This is a genomic window from Flavobacteriales bacterium, from assembly GCA_016712535.1.
Taxonomy (GTDB): Bacteria; Bacteroidota; Bacteroidia; order Flavobacteriales_F; family PHOS-HE28; genus PHOS-HE28.
This window is the reverse complement of the sequence record JADJQW010000002.1, coordinates 877,661-894,804: the sequence shown is the minus strand read 5'-3', so window position 1 is coordinate 894,804 and position 17,144 is coordinate 877,661. Positions and strand designations below refer to the sequence as shown.

General features: G+C 62.3%; 15 protein-coding genes. 12 read left to right on the top strand and 3 right to left on the bottom strand.

Features of this window, described 5'->3' with window-relative positions; genetic code table 11:
* The first annotated feature begins 130 nt into the window (after positions 1-130).
* The 12 genes from IPK70_03600 to ade all read left to right on the top strand — a co-directional run bounded on the left by IPK70_03600 (position 131) and on the right by ade (position 12,701).
* The gene (locus IPK70_03600) at positions 131-1,138 is read left to right on the top strand and encodes a Fic family protein (protein ID MBK8226242.1); all 1,008 of its coding nucleotides are present in this window, start codon (positions 131-133) and stop codon (positions 1,136-1,138) included.
* Between the two features lie 33 nt (positions 1,139-1,171).
* On the top strand, positions 1,172-3,586 hold the full coding sequence (locus IPK70_03595; protein ID MBK8226241.1) for a UvrD-helicase domain-containing protein: 2,415 nt from the start codon (positions 1,172-1,174) through the stop codon (positions 3,584-3,586).
* A gap of 15 nt (positions 3,587-3,601) precedes the next feature.
* Positions 3,602-3,946, top strand: coding sequence for a hypothetical protein (locus IPK70_03590; GenBank protein ID MBK8226240.1), 345 nt, complete (start codon positions 3,602-3,604; stop codon positions 3,944-3,946).
* Positions 3,947-4,297: 351 nt separating this feature from the next.
* Positions 4,298-4,516 (top strand): hypothetical protein, encoded by a 219-nt coding sequence (locus IPK70_03585; protein MBK8226239.1) that lies wholly within the window; start codon positions 4,298-4,300, stop codon positions 4,514-4,516.
* Between the two features lie 105 nt (positions 4,517-4,621).
* On the top strand, positions 4,622-5,149 hold the full coding sequence (locus IPK70_03580; protein MBK8226238.1) for a hypothetical protein: 528 nt from the start codon (positions 4,622-4,624) through the stop codon (positions 5,147-5,149).
* A gap of 93 nt (positions 5,150-5,242) precedes the next feature.
* Positions 5,243-5,929 (top strand): DUF4290 domain-containing protein, encoded by a 687-nt coding sequence (locus IPK70_03575; GenBank protein ID MBK8226237.1) that lies wholly within the window; start codon positions 5,243-5,245, stop codon positions 5,927-5,929.
* Positions 5,930-6,161: 232 nt separating this feature from the next.
* Positions 6,162-7,466 (top strand): UDP-N-acetylglucosamine 1-carboxyvinyltransferase, encoded by a 1,305-nt coding sequence (murA, locus tag IPK70_03570; protein MBK8226236.1) that lies wholly within the window; start codon positions 6,162-6,164, stop codon positions 7,464-7,466.
* Positions 7,467-7,615: 149 nt separating this feature from the next.
* Positions 7,616-8,194 (top strand): TlpA family protein disulfide reductase, encoded by a 579-nt coding sequence (locus IPK70_03565; GenBank protein MBK8226235.1) that lies wholly within the window; start codon positions 7,616-7,618, stop codon positions 8,192-8,194.
* A gap of 312 nt (positions 8,195-8,506) precedes the next feature.
* A complete protein-coding gene (locus tag IPK70_03560; GenBank protein ID MBK8226234.1) occupies positions 8,507-9,007 on the top strand; it encodes a nucleotide exchange factor GrpE in 501 nt (166 codons plus the stop codon).
* A 43-nt stretch (positions 9,008-9,050) separates the two neighbouring features.
* Entirely contained in the window at positions 9,051-10,175 is a 1,125-nt protein-coding gene (gene dnaJ, locus IPK70_03555) for a molecular chaperone DnaJ (GenBank protein MBK8226233.1), read from the top strand.
* 22 nt (positions 10,176-10,197) lie between these two features.
* Entirely contained in the window at positions 10,198-11,076 is an 879-nt protein-coding gene (locus IPK70_03550) for a DUF2167 domain-containing protein (protein MBK8226232.1), read from the top strand.
* Between the two features lie 5 nt (positions 11,077-11,081).
* The gene (gene ade / locus IPK70_03545) at positions 11,082-12,701 is read left to right on the top strand and encodes an adenine deaminase (GenBank protein ID MBK8226231.1); all 1,620 of its coding nucleotides are present in this window, start codon (positions 11,082-11,084) and stop codon (positions 12,699-12,701) included.
* Between the two features lie 5 nt (positions 12,702-12,706).
* Here the strand turns inward: ade and IPK70_03540 are convergent, their stop codons facing one another.
* Genes IPK70_03540 through IPK70_03530 form a run of 3 tightly spaced genes read right to left on the bottom strand, consistent with a single transcriptional unit; the run spans position 12,707 to position 17,038 of the window.
* On the bottom strand, positions 12,707-13,666 hold the full coding sequence (locus IPK70_03540; protein MBK8226230.1) for an HmuY family protein: 960 nt from the start codon (positions 13,664-13,666) through the stop codon (positions 12,707-12,709).
* Complete coding sequence (locus tag IPK70_03535) at positions 13,663-15,927, bottom strand: TonB-dependent receptor (GenBank protein ID MBK8226229.1); 2,265 nt, start codon at positions 15,925-15,927, stop codon at positions 13,663-13,665. Before IPK70_03535 ends, IPK70_03540 begins: the two co-directional genes overlap by 4 nt.
* Positions 15,928-15,976: 49 nt before the next feature.
* A complete protein-coding gene (locus tag IPK70_03530) occupies positions 15,977-17,038 on the bottom strand; it encodes a hemin-degrading factor (protein ID MBK8226228.1) in 1,062 nt (353 codons plus the stop codon).
* Between the last annotated feature and the right edge of the window lie 106 nt (positions 17,039-17,144).

Below are 17,144 nucleotides of genomic sequence, written 5' to 3'. Positions count from 1 at the left end.
TCGATCAGCCGTTTTGTGAGATACGATTCTGAAAGGTGCCATGCTGCTGATCACCCCCGAATCAGCTCGCGCTTTACAGAAAGCGCTCAGTTCTTAACTCTACCTTTGTTCGAATCATTTGATTCGTTAAATGGACATCTCGAGCATCACCTTTCACTCCATTAGCCCGCGCGTTTTGCATCTGCTTACTGCTGTGCATCACCAACTCGGGCAGGTCCATGCCCGGCAGCTTCACCTCGCGCCCCATGGGTTGGACAAGACCTACCGGGTGAGCGCCGTGCAGGCCACCTTGGCCATAGAGGGCAGCGTGCTCGATCACGGGCCCATCGCCGAGTTGATGATGGACCACGCGGCATCGACAAAAGGACCAGTGGCACTTGAAGCGGTGAACACCCACCGGCTCTATGAGCAGATCGCCGGTTTCGACCCATTCGCAGAACAAGACCTCCGCCAAGCCCACAGCGTGCTCATGCATGGCCTGGCCATGGACGCCGGACATTACCGCGCTGGGACCATAGAGGTGTTCTATGGAGATCCCCAACCACTTCGTACCGCTCCAGCGAAGGGCTTATCCGTGGCTGTTCAGGAATTGCTCCGCTACGTTGAGGAGGATGACTTCCCCCCCTTGCTTACCAGTTGCGTGCTGCACTTCGGATTGGTCTATCTGCGCCCCTTCACAGCAGGTAATGGCCGCCTGGCCCGCCTCTGGCAACGCGCATTGTTAGCGCGCCATTGGCCCGTATTCACGTACTTGCCCGTTGAGGCCTTCATCCAACGCGCCGAGCCCGCCTACCATGCCGCGCTCGAGTATGCCGATCGCCGTGGAGATTGCGTGGGCTTCATCGTTTATTCGTTGGAACGAATCGAGGAAGCGCTCGCGGAGCTCCTTGCCTCCCGCGATCCGGTAAGCTTCCCCGCTGATCGGGTCAGCGTTTTCTTGCTGGATCGACGCCGACGCGGGAAAGAGGATGAGCCCTTCCGACGAAGCGAGTACATGGCCTATCATCCATGGATCAGCACGGCCACCGCAACACGAGACCTGAAGGATGCTGTCAACGGAGGCGTGCTCACCAAGACAGGCCAAGGCAACGCCGCATCCTATCGTCTCAGCACCAAGCCGGTTCGCGACAAGCGCTGAGCACCATTCAGCATCGGTCTACCTTCGTCGCCGATGAACTACCTCGACGGCCTCAACCCCGCGCAGCGCGCCGCCGTGGAAGCTACAGAAGGCCCCATGATGGTGATCGCCGGCGCTGGCAGCGGCAAGACGCGCGTGCTCACCGTGCGCATCGCCCACCTGATGGCCGCCAAGGGCGTGGACCCCTTCCGCATCCTCGCGCTCACCTTCACCAACAAGGCCGCGCGAGAGATGAAGGAGCGCATCGCGAAGATCCTCGGCGGGCAGAGCGGCGAGGCGCGCAACCTGTGGATGGGCACCTTCCACAGCGTGTTCGCGCGCATCCTGCGCATCGAGGCCGACAAGCTCGGCTACCCGAAGGACTTCACGATCTACGATACCGACGACAGCCGCAGCGTCATCAAGGCCATCCTCAAGGAGTGGCAGCTCGACGACAAGCTGTACAAGCCCAATCAGGTGCACAGCCGCATCAGCATCGCGAAGAACAACCTGATCGGTCCGCTGGAATACCTGGCCAACGGCGAACTGATGGCCGGTGACGCCGCCGTGGGCCGCGAGCGCATGGGCGAATTGTACAAGGCCTACGCCGAGCGCTGCTTCCGCTCCGGCGCCATGGACTTCGATGACCTGCTGTACAACACCGCCCTGCTCTTCCGCGATCATCCGGAGGCGATGGTGAAGTACCAGAGCCGTTTCCAATACTTGCTCGTGGACGAGTACCAGGATACGAACGCGGTGCAGTACAGCATCGTGAAGACGCTGGCTGCGCGCCATGAGAACATCACCGTCGTGGGCGACGACAGCCAGAGCATCTACGCCTTCCGCGGAGCGAACATCCAGAACATCCTCAACTTCCGCAGCGACTACGCCGACCACAAGCTCTTCAAGCTCGAGCAGAACTACCGCAGCACCAAGACCATCGTGGGAGCGGCGAATTCGCTCATCGAGAAGAACAAGGACCAGATCCACAAGACCATCTGGACCGACAACGGCGAGGGCGAGAAGATCAAGGTGCACCGCTCGCTGAGCGACAACGAGGAAGGCGCCTTCGTGGCCCACAGCATCTTCGAGACCAAGATGCAGAACCAGGTACCGAACAAGGGCTTCGCGATCCTGTACCGCACCAACGCGCAGAGCCGCAGCATGGAAGAAGCCCTGCGCAAGCTCAACCTCCCCTATCGCATCTACGGCGGCCTCAGCTTCTACCAGCGAAAGGAGATCAAGGACCTCATCAGCTACTTCCGCCTCGTGTGCAATCCGCGCGATGAAGAGGCCCTGAAGCGCGTGATCAACTACCCCACGCGCGGCATCGGGCAAACCACGGTGGACAAGCTCGTGGTAGCCGCCACCGCGAAGCAGATGCCCATCTGGGACTTGATCCTCCAGCATCTGCAAGAACTCGATGTGCACGGTGGCACGCGAAAGGCCATCGCCGATTTCGTGCTGATGGTCCAGGCGTTCCAAGCACAGCTGCCCACGCATAGCGCGGCGGTGCTGGGCGAGGAGATCGCACGGCGCACAGGCATCCTCAAAGACCTTTTCGCGGACAAGACGCCCGAAGGCGTTAGCCGCTACGAGAACATCATGGAGCTGATCGCCGGCATGAAGGAGTTCAGCGATGCGCAGGCCGAAGGCACCGACGTGCCACGTACGCTGAGCGATTTCCTCATCGACGTGGCCCTGCTGACCGATGCCGACAAGGACGACCCGAACGACAACGACCGCGTGAGCCTGATGACCATCCACAGCGCGAAGGGCCTCGAGTTCCCGTACGTGCATGTGGTGGGCCTGGAAGAAGATCTCTTCCCCAACACGCTTTCAATGCAGAGCCGCGCCGACCTCGAAGAGGAGCGCCGCCTCTTCTATGTGGCCATCACGCGCGCCGAGAAGCGCTGCACGCTGAGCTATGCGATGAGCCGCTACAAATGGGGCAACCTCACCGCCAGCGAGCCCAGCCGCTTCATCGACGAGATCGACCCGAAGTACTTGGAGATGCCGAGGCAGGCGGAACGTCCATCACTCTTCACCGGCTTCGACAAGGGCACTCCGCCTTGGGCGCGGAAGACGGCATCGAGCGACAGAAGCAGTGACGAGCAAGCATCACGACCCATTTATGGACGCGAGCGCAGCGCACCCGGGATCGCGAAGGCAGCTCCGTACTCCAAGCCGGCACCGGCAACACGCACGCCCGCATCCACCGAACCCGAGCGCAAGAACCTGAAACGCATCAGCGCCAGTGGGACTCCCTTGCAAGCCACGCGCACCTTGGGTGGGCTTGTCCCTGACCTGCAGGAAGGCCAGACCGTGGAGCACGAGCGCTTCGGCAAGGGCAAGGTGCTGAAGGTGGAAGGCCATGCACCCGACTTGAAAGCCACTGTTTTCTTCCCTAGCGCAGGGCAGAAGCAATTGCTACTAAGGTTCGCGAAGCTGACGGTGGTTGAAGGATGAACGCAGATGGAGTCGATGATGCGCCTCTCAACGATTCCTTTGATAACGGCCTGTTTGCTTCCGTGCATCGCTTGGTGCCAAACGCTTGTTGCCGATGGCGATCGAGTAAAAGTGGATCCCCATCAGCATGTGTTCGCCGAAATGGTCGGCATGATGGACCAGGAACAGCGCCTGCACATCGAAGGCAACGGGTACTCCATGGCGATCAAGAGCCATGATTGGCCGCCGGGCCACAAGGCTTATGAGAAAACCTTGAAGCGCCTATTGCCAAAGGCGGTGGTCGCCTCTAAGGATGATGCCCGATGGGCTCTGCCGAACGCTACTTATGCTACCAGCGATACAGTGAGCGGGCTGTATTAGCGCTTCTACTTCCTCCCCAATGGCCCATCGAAGTACTGGGTAATCGGCTTCGCTGCTCCCATTGCCCAAGATCCCGTTTTCGAGCATGCCGTGGTTGAGCGGCTGCTCGCAATGGGAATATCCTTCGTTCCAACCGTGGTCCAGCCCGCCAATGAGATCACGTTCTGCGGCAGGGTCATCAAGCTTGGAACAGCCTGCCATTGGATGGCGCCCCACAATTGCCAATGCTCCGGGTTGGGCCAGATGAATTGGGGGGTGACCACCGATCATGATCGCGCAAGGGCAAGGCTTGATGCTCAACTGAACGCCTCTATCATCGAACACGAGGTCGTTTCGCGGGATACTGTCCCGGTGACCTTCGAGGGCGTGGAAGCCAGCGCGGTCCGGATTGCATACAAGGTGCCGGGCATCGTCCGTGTCGTTGGGCAGACCGGCCGCACGATCATTGCCTATTACCTGACGGCCGAGGTGCGCGGACGGCATGTGCACTGCGTGCTGAGCCACTTCGATGATGAGGCGCCGGAGGGATCGCTTCCCAGGCTGCTCAGCGAGGTGATGAGCTTGCGCTGAGCGCCAACTTCCTGGCACGATGTTCCGTTCAACCGATCGGCTTGCTAGCCCGATCCGCCTTATCACGTGCAGACCAATCGGTTTCTGCTTGCATTGCTTTCCTTGATGCTGAGCTCCTTATGCGCTCAGCCGGATCGGCCATATGCGAACCGCGAATTCGGCTTCACCCTGAACCCGAATGCTCAGGGCGAATTCTACACGCTCTTCATCTATTCGGTGCTCAACGGAGCGGTGGTGGAAAGCCGCCCTATCCGGACCGAGGCCTTCATCCTGCAAATGGCCGGCCTCGAAGAGAGCCCAGCGAACATCGAGGGAATCGATCTGTTCGAGGAGCACGGCATTCAGGATTGCGGCCCGCAGCTGGAGCACGGCACGGTCCGGAGCGGATTGGAATGCCTTCCGATCCGGAACCTCTGGAAGCTCCGTTTCCGAGACGCGCCAGTTGCTGGCCAGGGCCTGGGTTGGAGCGCCGAGGAGTCGGCGCCATCGCCCCGACAGCAGATCATGCTGCAGGCATACCGCGCACCAATGCATCCGCACTGGCAGGGGCCTTACTTCGGCAAGGACGCGCTGCGCCTGCTCCGCGACATGCAGGATCCGGAATGGGTGCGGCTCTACAAGACCGGCGGCTAGTGCGGCGATCCCTACTTTCGTCCGCGCTGCCAATCGGCGGCGCCAGCGTCCTATCTCCAGCGGCGCACCATCGATAAATCGTTCCCCGCCCTCATGATCAACGCCCCCTTCGACTACAACACCCAGCGCCCGCGCCTGATCATCCCCGAGTACGGCCGCAATGTGCAGCGCATGGTCGAGATGTGCATGGAGATGGAGGATCGCGAGCGCCGCACCCGTTCCGCGAAGGCCATCATCCAAGTGATCGCGCGCTTGAACCCGCAGCTGCGCAACAGCGACAATTTCGAGCGCACCCTCTGGGACCATTTGCACATCATGAGCGAGTTCAAGCTCGATGTGGATGCGCCATTCCCGAAGCCCACACCGGAGGAGCTGGAGAGCAAGCCCTCGCGTGTGCCATACCCGCAAGGCGACATCAAGTACGGCCATTACGGCAAGATCGTGGAGCGCATGATCGTCCAATGCGCGGCGATGGAAGCGGGCGACAAGCGCGATGCTTATGCGTTGCTCATCGCCAACCTGATGAAACGGCAATTCCTTGCCTGGAACCGCGACACCGTGCCCGATGGCGTGATACTGAAGGACCTCGCGGACATGAGCGGCGGCAAGGTGCGCCTGGCGGCTGCCGCGCAATTGGCCAGCACGGATGCCCTGCTGAGCACCCAGCGGAACGGTCCGCGCAGCGAAGTGGACCCGCGGAAGGCCCGCTACGCCAATCAGGAGGGCGGCGGTGGCGGCGGCAAGAAGCGGCACCGGAAACGGAAGAAGAATCGGTACTAGGGGTAGGAGGTTGGAGGTTGATTCGAGGATGCGGGTTGTACAACCCGCATCCCGTGGGCTTTGCCACGCGCGTTGGCTCCAAGCTTCAACCCTCAACCGGTGGGCGCGGCCTTGCTCGGTGGCTCCAATGTCCACCCTCCCAGAGCGAAACACAACGGCCTGTTAGCACCTCGGTGCCGTCGATGGAATATAGGCGCCGCTCGCGTTCTTGCTTCGCGGCAACGCGAACACCATGAACAGTTTCCGGATCGAAGGCGGACGACGGCTGAAAGGCGAACTGGTTCCGCAAGGAGCCAAGAACGAGGCACTGCAGATCCTTTGCGCCGTGCTGCTCACGTCCGAGCCGATGACCATCCATAACATCCCGGACATCGTGGATGTGAACAAGCTCATCGACCTGCTGAAAGCGATGGGGGTGGCCGTGGAAAGACTCGGGGCAGGCAGCTACCGGTTCCAAGCCAAGGATGTGAACCTCGAATTCTTCCTCGATCCGGAGTACAAGCGCATGGGCGGAAGCTTGCGCGGCAGCGTGATGGTGGCTGGTCCTGCACTTGCGCGATTCGGTCGCGGCTACATCCCGTCACCCGGCGGAGACCGGATCGGCCGACGCCGCATGGACACCCACTTCATCGGCTTCGAGCGCCTCGGCGCCGCCATCCGCTACGACGAGAAGGAAGGCTTCTTCCACGCCGAAGCCAAGAAGCTGAAGGGCTGCTACATGCTGCTCGATGAAGCGAGCGTGACCGGCACGGCGAACATCATCATGGCCGCCACGCTCGCTAACGGGCGCACCACCATCTTCAACGCCGCCTGCGAACCGTACATCCAGCAGCTCTGCCGCATGCTGGTGCGCATGGGCGCCAGGATCGAGGGGATCGGAAGCAACCTGCTCCACATCGATGGCGTGAAAGAGCTCGGCGGCACTGAGCATCGCATGCTGCCCGACATGATCGAGATCGGCTCCTTCATCGGCCTGGCTGCCCTGACGCGCAGCACCATCACCATCAAGGACACCGGCTACGACCATCTGGGCATCATCCCCGATGTGTTCCGCAAGTTGGGCATCGCCGTGATCCGCCAAGGCGACGACATCCATGTTCCAGCGCAGGAGCATTACGAGATTGAGCCCTTCCTCGACGGCAGCAACCGCGTGATCAGCGACCACCCCTGGCCCGGCTTCACTCCCGACCTGCTGAGCATCGTGCTGGTCACCGCCACGCAGGCCAGCGGGCACGTGCTCATCCACCAGAAGATGTTCGAGAGCCGCTTGTTCTTCACGGACAAGCTGATCGAGATGGGCGCCCAGATCACGCTCTGCGATCCCCACCGCGCATTGGTGATCGGCAAGGACTTCGAACGGCCCCTGCGCGCCATCCGCATGACAAGCCCCGACATCCGCGCGGGCGTCTCGCTGCTCATCGCGGCCCTCAGCGCCGAGGGAGTGAGCACCATCGATCACATCGAGCAGATCCGCCGCGGCTACCAGGACATCGAGGGAAGGCTGAATGCCATCGGAGCCAAGATCGAAGTGGTCTGAGCTCAAGCGGTCAGCAGGTATTATCCAGGCCCATTCGCCGCAGAGCCTCCCGCCGACTGCCAATTGCCAAACGCCTGCTGCCCTCGGCCTTCCCCTCTCGGCACGATCTTGGCTGAGCGCGGCGCCTCCAACCCACCTACTTTCGCCACATGAATCTCCGCTCCCTCATGTCAAAGACGCAGATCCTCTCCATCTCCGCCGTGGTCCTGCTGGCCGTTTACGGCTTCACCTCACGCAGTTCCGCTGCTGATGAACAGCAAGGCAAGGCCAAGGTGGGCACCGCCATCGGCGACAAGGCCCCAGAGCTGGCCTTCATGAATCCCGATAGCACCAAAGTGCTGAAGCTCTCCGAACTGAAAGGCAAGTTCGTGCTGATTGATTTCTGGGCCAGCTGGTGCCGCCCCTGCCGAATGGAGAACCCCAACGTGGTTTCGGCTTATCAGAAGTACAGCAAAGCCAAGTTCACCAATGCCAAGGGCTTCGAGGTGTACAGTGTGAGCCTGGACCGCAACCGCGAGCAATGGAAGCAGGCCATCGCCCAAGACAACCTCATCTGGAAGTATCACGTGAGCGACCTGAAATTCTGGCAATCACAAGGCTCACAGCTCTACGGCGTGAGTTCCATCCCCATGAGCTTCCTGGTTGATCCGAATGGCATCATCATCGCCAAGAACCTGCGCGGCATGGCGCTGCATCAGGAACTGGACAAGCATGTGAAGAGCCTCTGAGGCAGCGCACCCCCCATCGGAAAGGCCTCGGGAAACCGGGGCCTTCCCTTTTCGTGCCCTGCTGTACCTGTGCTCCTGCCAAAAAGTCCCCGACCTTCGCGCCCCGTCAGTGAAATGCCCCATGGCACCGCGCTTGACCAGCATGCGATGATCTTCAATAAGAGACGAAACACCATGACCGAGCGACCCGATGTCAGCCCGGCCGGGACGGCTGCTGACAAGGCTGCCGAACAGGCCCTGCCGATGGATGCACAGGACGAACAGGCCAAGGACCCGCTTACCCTTGCGAGCGAAGCGGCAGCGGAGCACGTGATGCACGATGCTGAAGCCGATGGACGCGAGGACATCCGTGAACTGAGCGCGCAGCTCATCGCTGCCAAGGCTGACGCCGCCGACCTGAAGGACAAGTGGCTGCGCCTGAACGCCGAATTCGACAACTTCCGGAAGCGCACCGCGAAGGAGCGCTTGGAGCTGATCCAATTCGCGGGCGAGAACACGCTGAAGAACATGTTGCCGGTCCTCGACGACATGGAGCGCGCGATCACAAGCAACGCGAAGACCGATGACGTCGCCGTGGTGCGCGAGGGCTTCCATCTGATCCAGAGCAAATTGCTGCACATCCTGGGCAGTCAGGGCGTGAAGCCGATGGCCGATGTGAAAGGACAGGCCTTCGACACCGATAAGCACGAGGCCATCACCAAGGCCCCTGCTCCCAGCGCGGACCTGAAGGGCAAGGTGATCGACGTGGTGGAGAACGGCTACACGCTGCACGAAAAGGTGATCCGCTACGCCAAGGTCGTCGTCGGTGAGTAGCGGCGAATCATGATTCGCCAAACGAACCGAATGAATTGAAGACATGAACAAGCGCGACCCCTACGAAGTGCTCGGTGTTGACCGAAAGTCGAGCGCGGAGGACATCAAGAAGGCCTACCGCAAGCTGGCCATCAAATACCATCCGGACAAGAATCCCGGAGATAAGGCCGCGGAGGAGCAATTCAAGGAGGCGGCATCGGCGTATGAGACCCTGAGCGATCCCGAGAAGAAAGCCAAGTATGATCGCTTCGGCCATGCCGGCCCACAGATGGGCGGCGGCGGGTTCCAAGGCGGCGGCATGAACATGGAGGACATCTTCTCCCAGTTCGGCGACATCTTCGGCGGGCACTTCGGCGGAGGATTCGGCGGAGGATTCGGGCAGCAGCGCGGAGGCCGCACCGTCAAGGGCAGCAACCTGCGCGTGCGCATCAAGCTCACGCTGGAAGAGATCGCCCTTGGCGCGGAGAAGAAGATCAAGGTGGTGAAGCTTGTGCGCGGCAAGGGCAGCGAATACGGGAACTGCCACACCTGCGGCGGCTCCGGGCAAGTGCGCCGCGTGCAGAGCACATTCATCGGCCAGATGCAGACCGTGAGCACCTGTCCGGCCTGCGGCGGGATCGGCCAAACGGTGAGCAAGCGCGCCCCCGGCAGCGACGAGCACGGCCTCGTGCGCGAGGAGGTGGTGGTTCCGATCAAGATCCCTGCTGGCGTGGAGGAGGGCATGCAGCTCAACATCAGCGGCATGGGCAATGAAGCGCCTGCTGGCGGCGTGCCCGGCGACCTGCTCGTAGTGATCGAAGAGGAGCAGCACCCCGAACTGCGCCGCGATGGCACGCACCTGCACCACGAGGTCTTCATCAGCATGGTCGATGCAGCGCTCGGCGCGAGCATCGAAGTGCCGATCGTGGCCGGCAAGGCCAAGCTCAAGATCGAGCCCGGGACGCAGTCGAACCACATCCTGCGCCTCAAGGGCAAGGGCCTGCCCAGCGTGCAGCACCATGGCCACGGCGATCTCTTCGTGCATGTGGCCGTGTGGACACCGACGAACCTGAGCAAAGAAGAGAAAGCGGCGCTCGAGAAGCTGCGCAGCAGCCCGGGCTTCCAACCCAAGCCCACAGCCAGCGACAAGGGCTTCTTCGAGCGCGTGAAGGAGATGTTCGGGCACTGAGCGGGGCGGCTAGCTTCGCCGCATGCGCACATCGTTCCTGGCCTTGGGGATCTTCGCCTCTGCGTGCTCATTCGCCCAGGGCGATAGCATCGCGTCACTCGATGATAGAGGTCCGCTCGACATCGATTCCCTCATCGCTGCCTTCGATTGGCAAGGCGGAACGATCGAACTCGCGCATGGCGCAGCCGCCATCGATGTGCCGCCCACGCACAAGTTCCTCAATGCCGACCAAGCCCACCACCTGCTCGTGGATGTTTGGCAGAACCCGCCGGCCATAGCGGATGACCTGCTCGGCATAGTGCTTCAAGCTGAGGCCGGTGTTTACGATGACCTCCCCGCCTACGTGGTGTACTACGAGGAGAACGGATACGTGCATGACCGCGATGCAGGCAGCATCGACTACGAAGCCAAGCTCCGCGACATGATCCACGAGGACAGCCTGTCCAATGTGCAGCGCCGTGCGGCAGGCTACAGCGGGCTGCAGCTCATCGGCTGGGCCTCGCCGCCATACTACGACCGCGAGCGCAAGGCCCTGCACTGGGCCAAGGAAATGGTGAGCGACGACAGCGAGCGCAACGTGCTCAACTACAACATCCGCATTCTCGGGCGCTATGGCGTGCTGGTGATCAACGCCATCAGCACCATGGACCACCTCGATGAAGTGCAGGATGAGCTGCCCGCCGTGCTCGACATGGCCGCCTTCAACGAAGGGTACCGCCACGCTGACTACGACCCGGACATCGATGGCGAATCGTCCAAGGGCCTCGCGGGCCTGATCGATGGCAAGGAGCAGGAAGTGAAAGGCAAGCTGATGAAGCTCGTGCTCATCGCAGCCGGCGGCTTCGTCGGAATGCTGCTCGTGATCATCGCGCTCTGGTACTTCTTCGGGCGCAAGCGCTGAAGCCGATGGCGGATTTCAGCCTCATCGGCCAGCTCGTCCGCATTGAGGAGGGCCGCATCGCCACGGCGCGCATAACGGTAAACGAAGGCCGCATCGCGGGGATCGAGGAAGCGGAAGGCCCCGGTGAAGGGTTCATCTTGCCCGGCTTCATCGATGCGCATGTGCACGTGGAGAGCTCGATGCTCGTGCCCAGCGAATTCGCCCGCCTTGCCGTGCTGCATGGCACCGTGGCCACCATCAGCGACCCGCATGAGATCGCCAACGTCCTCGGCGAACAAGGCGTGGAATTCATGATCTCCAACGGTCAGCGCGTGCCCTTCCACTTCTTCTTCGGCGCTCCCAGCTGCGTGCCGGCAACCGTCTTCGAGACGGCAGGCGCCCGCATCGATGCCGATGGCGTGGGGCGGTTGCTCGCCCGATCGGAAGTGCGCTACCTCAGCGAGGTGATGGACTTCCCTAGCGTGCTCAACGGCGAAGCGGAGATGATGCGGAAGCTGGATCACGCCAAGCGCCTCGGCAAGCCCATCGATGGGCACGCGCCCGGCTTGCACGGCGACATGGCCACGCGCTACATCGCGGCCGGCATCACCACCGACCACGAGTGCTTCACAACCGAGGAGGCACGATTCAAATTGGAGCAGGGCATGATCGTGCAGGTGCGCGAAGGCAGCGCTGCCAAGAACTTCGAGGCCCTCATCGACCTGCTGCACGATTGGAGCCACTGCATGATGCTGTGCAGCGACGATAAGCACCCCGATGGCCTCGTGGAAAGCCACATCAACGGGCTTTGCGCGCGAGCGGTATCGCGTGGGATTGACGTATTCAAAGTCCTGCGCGCGGCTTGCATCAATCCCATTGGGCACTACGCCTTGCCAGTCGGTCGATTGCGCGTTGGCGATCCGGCTGACTTCATCGTGGTGGATGACCTGAAGGAGTTCCGGGTGAAGAAGACCTTCATCCGAGGCCAACTCGTCGCTGAGGCAGGACGAAGCTTCATCGACCGCGTACCAGTCGATGCGCCGAACAACTTCAACTGCGCACCAAAGCACATTGCCGACTTCGCCGTGGCCGCACAAGGCGAAGACCTCTTGTGCATCGAAGCCCTCGACGGACAATTGATCACGCGGAAGAGGTGGATGCCACCCACTGTTCGCGGCGGCGTTTGCCTGCCAGACCCCGCGAAGGACATCCTGAAGATCGCCGTAGTGAATCGCTACGCTGACACCCAACCCGCCGTGGCATGGATCACGGGCACCGGATTGCAGCGCGGTGCCATAGCCGGCAGCGTGGCGCACGACAGCCACAACATCGTGGCCATCGGCGCGAACGATAAGGACCTCTGCGACGCCATCAACCTCGTGATCGAGCACAAGGGCGGCATCAGCCTCGCCGATGGAGGTCACCATCGCGTGCTGCCCTTGCCTGTCGCCGGCATCATGAGCGATGCCGATGCCTGGACCGTGGCCGATGCCTACTCAGCCATGGACCGCGAGGCCAAAGCCCTCGGCTCCACGCTGGCCGCGCCATACATGACGCTCTCTTTCATGGCGCTGCTCGTGATCCCGCACCTCAAGCTCAGCGATAAAGGGCTCTTCGATGGTGATGCGTTCAGGCTGATCGCCTGAGCCGGTCACAACAGCACCGTCTCGAAGAGCGGGCAGCCGGTCTGTCCCTGCGGCCCGTAGAATTCGATGAAGCGCAGCTTGTACAAGTAACCGTCCGCATCCTTCACGATGAAGGCGAGGTCCGGAACGATGCTGTAGGAACTGGTCTCAAAGGAATACACCTTCCAATCGTAGCCGATGGCATTGCGCTCCGCGCGAAGCGGGAAGGTGAGCGTATCGGCCACGGTTATGGATGCGAAGTCTCGCCCTGTGGCACGGGCGATGCGCGTAGTGGTAGCGGAAAGCACCCCGTTCACGAGGTAGTCGAGGCTATAGGTCTCGAAGCGATGCGTGTACTGCGTGAAGCAGAGGTCCCATGTCCCGATGAGCGGCTCGATGGGCTGCACGCCCGTGGTGAAGCTCCAGGACGTGAACGCGCGCTGCGGGTCCTTCGGCACCGTGGCGCCGGTGAGCCCGCTTCCGTCGAGGTTCGCCCATTCCAATTGGAATGCGTCCACTCCAACGCCCAAGAGCTTCAGCTTGCGCAAGCCCAGGAACTCCCCATCCGCGCTCACGCCCATGTCCACAATGAACACGCCATTGGTGCCGCGCCAATCGCCGAAGGCCAGGCTATCGGGTTGCAGGCTCGCCGCATCGACGCGGCGGATGGCGCTCAGGCCAGTTGTATCGTGCGGTGCCGTGATGTCAACCGGGCCGAGCGGCCAAACGGTCATCAAGCGCGCGCCATTGAGCAGCACGCGCCAGCCGTCGGGAGCGCTCTCGAAAGCGAGGTCCCAATCGCTGCGCGGGTTCTCGCTCACCACAGTGCCGCTGCCCAAGTCGAACCAGAGCTGGTTGGCATAACCAGCGCCCATGCAGAGTTGCGTGCTGCGCGCATCGCCGCGAGGCGCACGCGGAGCCGGCAGCTCCTCCTTCAAGCACGAGCTCAGGAGCGCTGCAGCTAGCGCGAAGGTGAGGGATTTCATGCCTGTTTGCGTTTCAATTCCAGCTCCACCCGCAAGAAGAAGGTCCGGCCGGTGGTCATCGGCACGCTGCCTGTTCCGGCATCATGCACCCCGCTGGTGAGCGTGGCGTTGAGGTTGCGCACATCGAAGAGGTCCTTGCAGCCCGCAGAGAGCGTGAGGCGCTTCGCCCAGAGCTGCTTGGTGATGGTGGCATCGGCCAATTGGAAGGCTTCGATGCTGCCGCGCTGCACGCTGCCATCGAGGCCAACGCTGTAGCCCGGCTGCTCGCCCTGGTGCTTCCAGAACAGCGAAGCGCTCCAGCCATGCCGCATCCATTGCCGTGTGATGGACCCGCGCAATTCCGGCGTGCTCATCCATTCACCGAGGCCCCCGCCCTCCAGATCATCGGCGCGCAAGGTGATGGCCGCTCCCACACTGACCATCCAATGTCCGTTGTCCCAGCCCGCGCCCATGCTTGCGCCAGCCGTGCGCAAACGACCGATGTTGGCATACGTGAAGCTGGAGCCCTCCCGCTGCGCGATCGTGATCAGGTCGCGCACGGAATTGAAGAAGCCATTGAGCTCGCTCGTGTACACCACGCGGTCTTTGACGCGGCGATAGCTCAAACCTGCGGAAGCGCTGCGCGAGCGCTCCGCGCTCAGGTCAGGATTGCCGGTGATGTCGTGGTTCACATCCACGAAGTAGAGGTGCAGTTCCTTGAGCGACGGTGCCCGGAACCCTTCGGCGTAGGAAGCGCGCAGGTTGAACCGCTCCCCAAGGCGCCAACGCGCATTCAGGGAGGGGATCAGCGGAGCGGAGTAAAGCGTGTTGTGCGCGTAGCGAACGCCCGGACGCAATGTGATCGCATCGGTCGGGCGCCATTCCGCACTGGCGAATCCCGCGTAGTCGCCGATGGTGCGCTCACCGTTGATGCGGTCGCCGGAGCCGGTCTCGCGGTTGAGGTCAATGCCGAGCTCGTAATGCATCCGTGCACTGTCCGGGGCCGAGCTGAAGGAGGCGCGCACGTTGGTGAGGGTGAAGCGCGTGGTGTCCTGCGCGCCATCGGCCTGGCTCAATTCCTCGCCGAGCGTGGTGAGGTCGCGCAACCAGGTGTTGCGCGTGCGCGAATAGCGGTTATGGGCAGCGAGGGCATTCAGCCTGCGTCCCTTCGTGAACCGGCCTTCGGCGAAGAGGGCATTGTCCAGGCGGGTGGTGAGGTACGCGGCATCGAGGGCGCTCTCGTTGTACGGCGCGCGCGGACGGCCCCGATCGATGATGCGGTCGTGAAGTCCCTCGCCCTTCCAGCCGAAGCCCCAGCGATCGCCGGTCCATCGGTAGTTGGCACGGGCGAAGAACTGCTCGCGCGGCTTCCATTGCTGGAACCGATTCGTGTCGGCCACTTGCGCGCGCAGCGCCGGCAATCCGCTCTGCCGCGGATCCCAGCCAAGGAAGAGGTTACGCCCTCCAGAGACAACGGCCTCGCTCCTGCCCCATCGCCGCGTGACACCAACGGTGGCATTCAGCCTGCCGATGTGCTCGGTGTAAACGGAGGCGCGCGCTGTTGAGGGCGCCTGCCCGCTCTTCTTCGTGATCAGGTTGATCGTGCCCGCGAGCGCGTTGGTGCCGTAATTCACGCTGAGCGGGCCTTCGACCAGCTCGATGCGGTCGATGCCCGTGAGGTCGATCTGCGAAAGGTCCACGTTGCCGTTCTGCCTTCCGGTAACGGGCACGCCGTCGATCAGCACCTTCACGTTCTCGCCGCCCAGGCCCTGCATGCTCACCGATGAGCCGAGCATATTGTCCTGGGCCAGCCGCAAGTTCAATTGATCCCTCAGTGCGTCACCGAGGTTCTGCGCGGCCATGCGCTGGATGCGCTGGCCATCGATCACGCGCAGCTTCTGGACCGCTCCTTCCACGGTGCCTGGCGCATACTGTCCGGTGACCACGAATTCGCGAAGCGCCGCTGCATCACGCTTCAGGGTGAATACGACAGGCGCTGACGACCGCAGCGTATCGTGCAATGTGGCATAGCCGACGAAGGACACCGACATGGCCACGCCACTGCTGAGCTGCTCCGCGCTCACGGGAATGGAGCATCGGCCTTCGGCGCCGCTCACCACGAGCTTCGTCATGGCCTCCTTCAGCACGCGGTACTGGATATGCGCGTAGGGTACCGGGGTTGTGCAATCGGCCTCAACGACACGCACGTTTAGCTGGGCGCTGGTGATGGTGCTCCAAGCGGAGCAAACCATCAGGATCAAGAGCCGCGGAGCCAGGTTCATTCGCTGCGCGAAGATCCCGGCAATCCCGATCGCGCCTGTCACGCCAGCGTCAGGCCAGGCGCAGTTCAGCCTCGGCCTTGGCAATGATCGCGCGCCAGTGCTCCAGCTCCGGGATGCCCGGCTTGCGCTTGCCGAAGAGCTGCACGAGCTGCTCGTCCTCCGCATCGTAGCACTCCAGGGCCGTGATCATGCCGTCGGCGCTGGGCTTGCGCACCACCCAGGCTTGTGTAATGGCCGCTTCGCGCACATGCAGGTTGAAATCAGGATCCACCACATTGAACCACCCAGGGATGTCCAACAGCTTGCTCACCGTGCCGGTGTGGATCTGCAGCACGCCCGGATTGCCCACGAAGACCATGATGGGGCATTGCTCTGCTGCTGCCGCCGTTGTCACCGCGCGGAATGCACCGGGCTGCACCGGGACAGCGTAATCCCCCTCGGGAGCCAGGCGAAGTGCCTGGGTGCGCGAGACCCCGTGCTGCCGCAGCAGCAGATGGAAATCGTGCGTGTCCTTCAGGTTGAGCCATCCTTCACGCAGTCCGGCCGCAGCAATCTCAGCGTCTGGGCGCTCCGAGCGCGCAGGCCCAGCGGGCCGCACCATCATGGAGGGCGTTTGGTCCTCGGCTCGGAAGCGCGACACCAGATCATGGTATTCACCGGCATCACTCTCAGGAACCAAGTAGATCTTGTGCACGGCGTCACCGGCCGCGCTGAAGAACTGAAGGCTGTGGCGCGCGCCATCGCGACCGCTTTCGACCACGGCGAACGCGTGCGCCCACGAGTGCCAGAAGATGCGCAAGTCGATGTCGGCGCCGACGAAGAGCCCCACTGGCCCGTGCTCCAGCGACGGATTCAGGTAAGCGCCCTTGCGCTCATGCACCACATCGTTGTTGCGCGTGAGCGCCATCACCCGTCCCAGCGCAGGCACAGCGGCCATGATCGCCTTGAACTCTGGATTCAGCCGCGTGACGCCATCGTCGATGCGCGTGACGAGCAATTCCCCCTCGCTCACGCCCAGCTCCGCGGCCGCATTGCGGATCCGGAGCTTGGGGTCGTTGGCGAGCAGCGCATCCCAGCGCTCTTTCAGGTCGGTAGTCGTTTCAGTGATCATGGCCGCAAAGCAGCCCCACCACGCAAGAACCGGCAATACCGCAATCGTGGTATTAAGTCGGGTTGACGAATGAAGGTTCCATCAACCTCCAACCCTCAACTGGTGA

Bases quoted from the DNA above. Each gene is read 5' to 3' on its own strand.
- IPK70_03535 (MBK8226229.1), bottom strand. From the start codon at position 15,927: ATGAACCTGGCTCCGCGGCTCTTGATCCTGATGGTTTGCTCCGCTTGG.
- IPK70_03560 (MBK8226234.1), top strand. From the start codon at position 8,507: ATGCACGATGCTGAAGCCGATGGACGCGAGGACATCCGTGAACTGAGC.
- IPK70_03575 (MBK8226237.1), top strand. From the start codon at position 5,243: ATGATCAACGCCCCCTTCGACTACAACACCCAGCGCCCGCGCCTGATC.
- IPK70_03595 (MBK8226241.1), top strand. From the start codon at position 1,172: ATGAACTACCTCGACGGCCTCAACCCCGCGCAGCGCGCCGCCGTGGAA.
- ade (MBK8226231.1), top strand. From the start codon at position 11,082: ATGGCGGATTTCAGCCTCATCGGCCAGCTCGTCCGCATTGAGGAGGGC.
- IPK70_03540 (MBK8226230.1), bottom strand. From the start codon at position 13,666: ATGAAATCCCTCACCTTCGCGCTAGCTGCAGCGCTCCTGAGCTCGTGC.
- IPK70_03580 (MBK8226238.1), top strand. From the start codon at position 4,622: ATGCTGAGCTCCTTATGCGCTCAGCCGGATCGGCCATATGCGAACCGC.
- murA (MBK8226236.1), top strand. From the start codon at position 6,162: ATGAACAGTTTCCGGATCGAAGGCGGACGACGGCTGAAAGGCGAACTG.
- IPK70_03590 (MBK8226240.1), top strand. From the start codon at position 3,602: ATGATGCGCCTCTCAACGATTCCTTTGATAACGGCCTGTTTGCTTCCG.
- IPK70_03530 (MBK8226228.1), bottom strand. From the start codon at position 17,038: ATGATCACTGAAACGACTACCGACCTGAAAGAGCGCTGGGATGCGCTG.
- dnaJ (MBK8226233.1), top strand. From the start codon at position 9,051: ATGAACAAGCGCGACCCCTACGAAGTGCTCGGTGTTGACCGAAAGTCG.
- IPK70_03565 (MBK8226235.1), top strand. From the start codon at position 7,616: ATGAATCTCCGCTCCCTCATGTCAAAGACGCAGATCCTCTCCATCTCC.
- IPK70_03550 (MBK8226232.1), top strand. From the start codon at position 10,198: ATGCGCACATCGTTCCTGGCCTTGGGGATCTTCGCCTCTGCGTGCTCA.
- IPK70_03600 (MBK8226242.1), top strand. From the start codon at position 131: ATGGACATCTCGAGCATCACCTTTCACTCCATTAGCCCGCGCGTTTTG.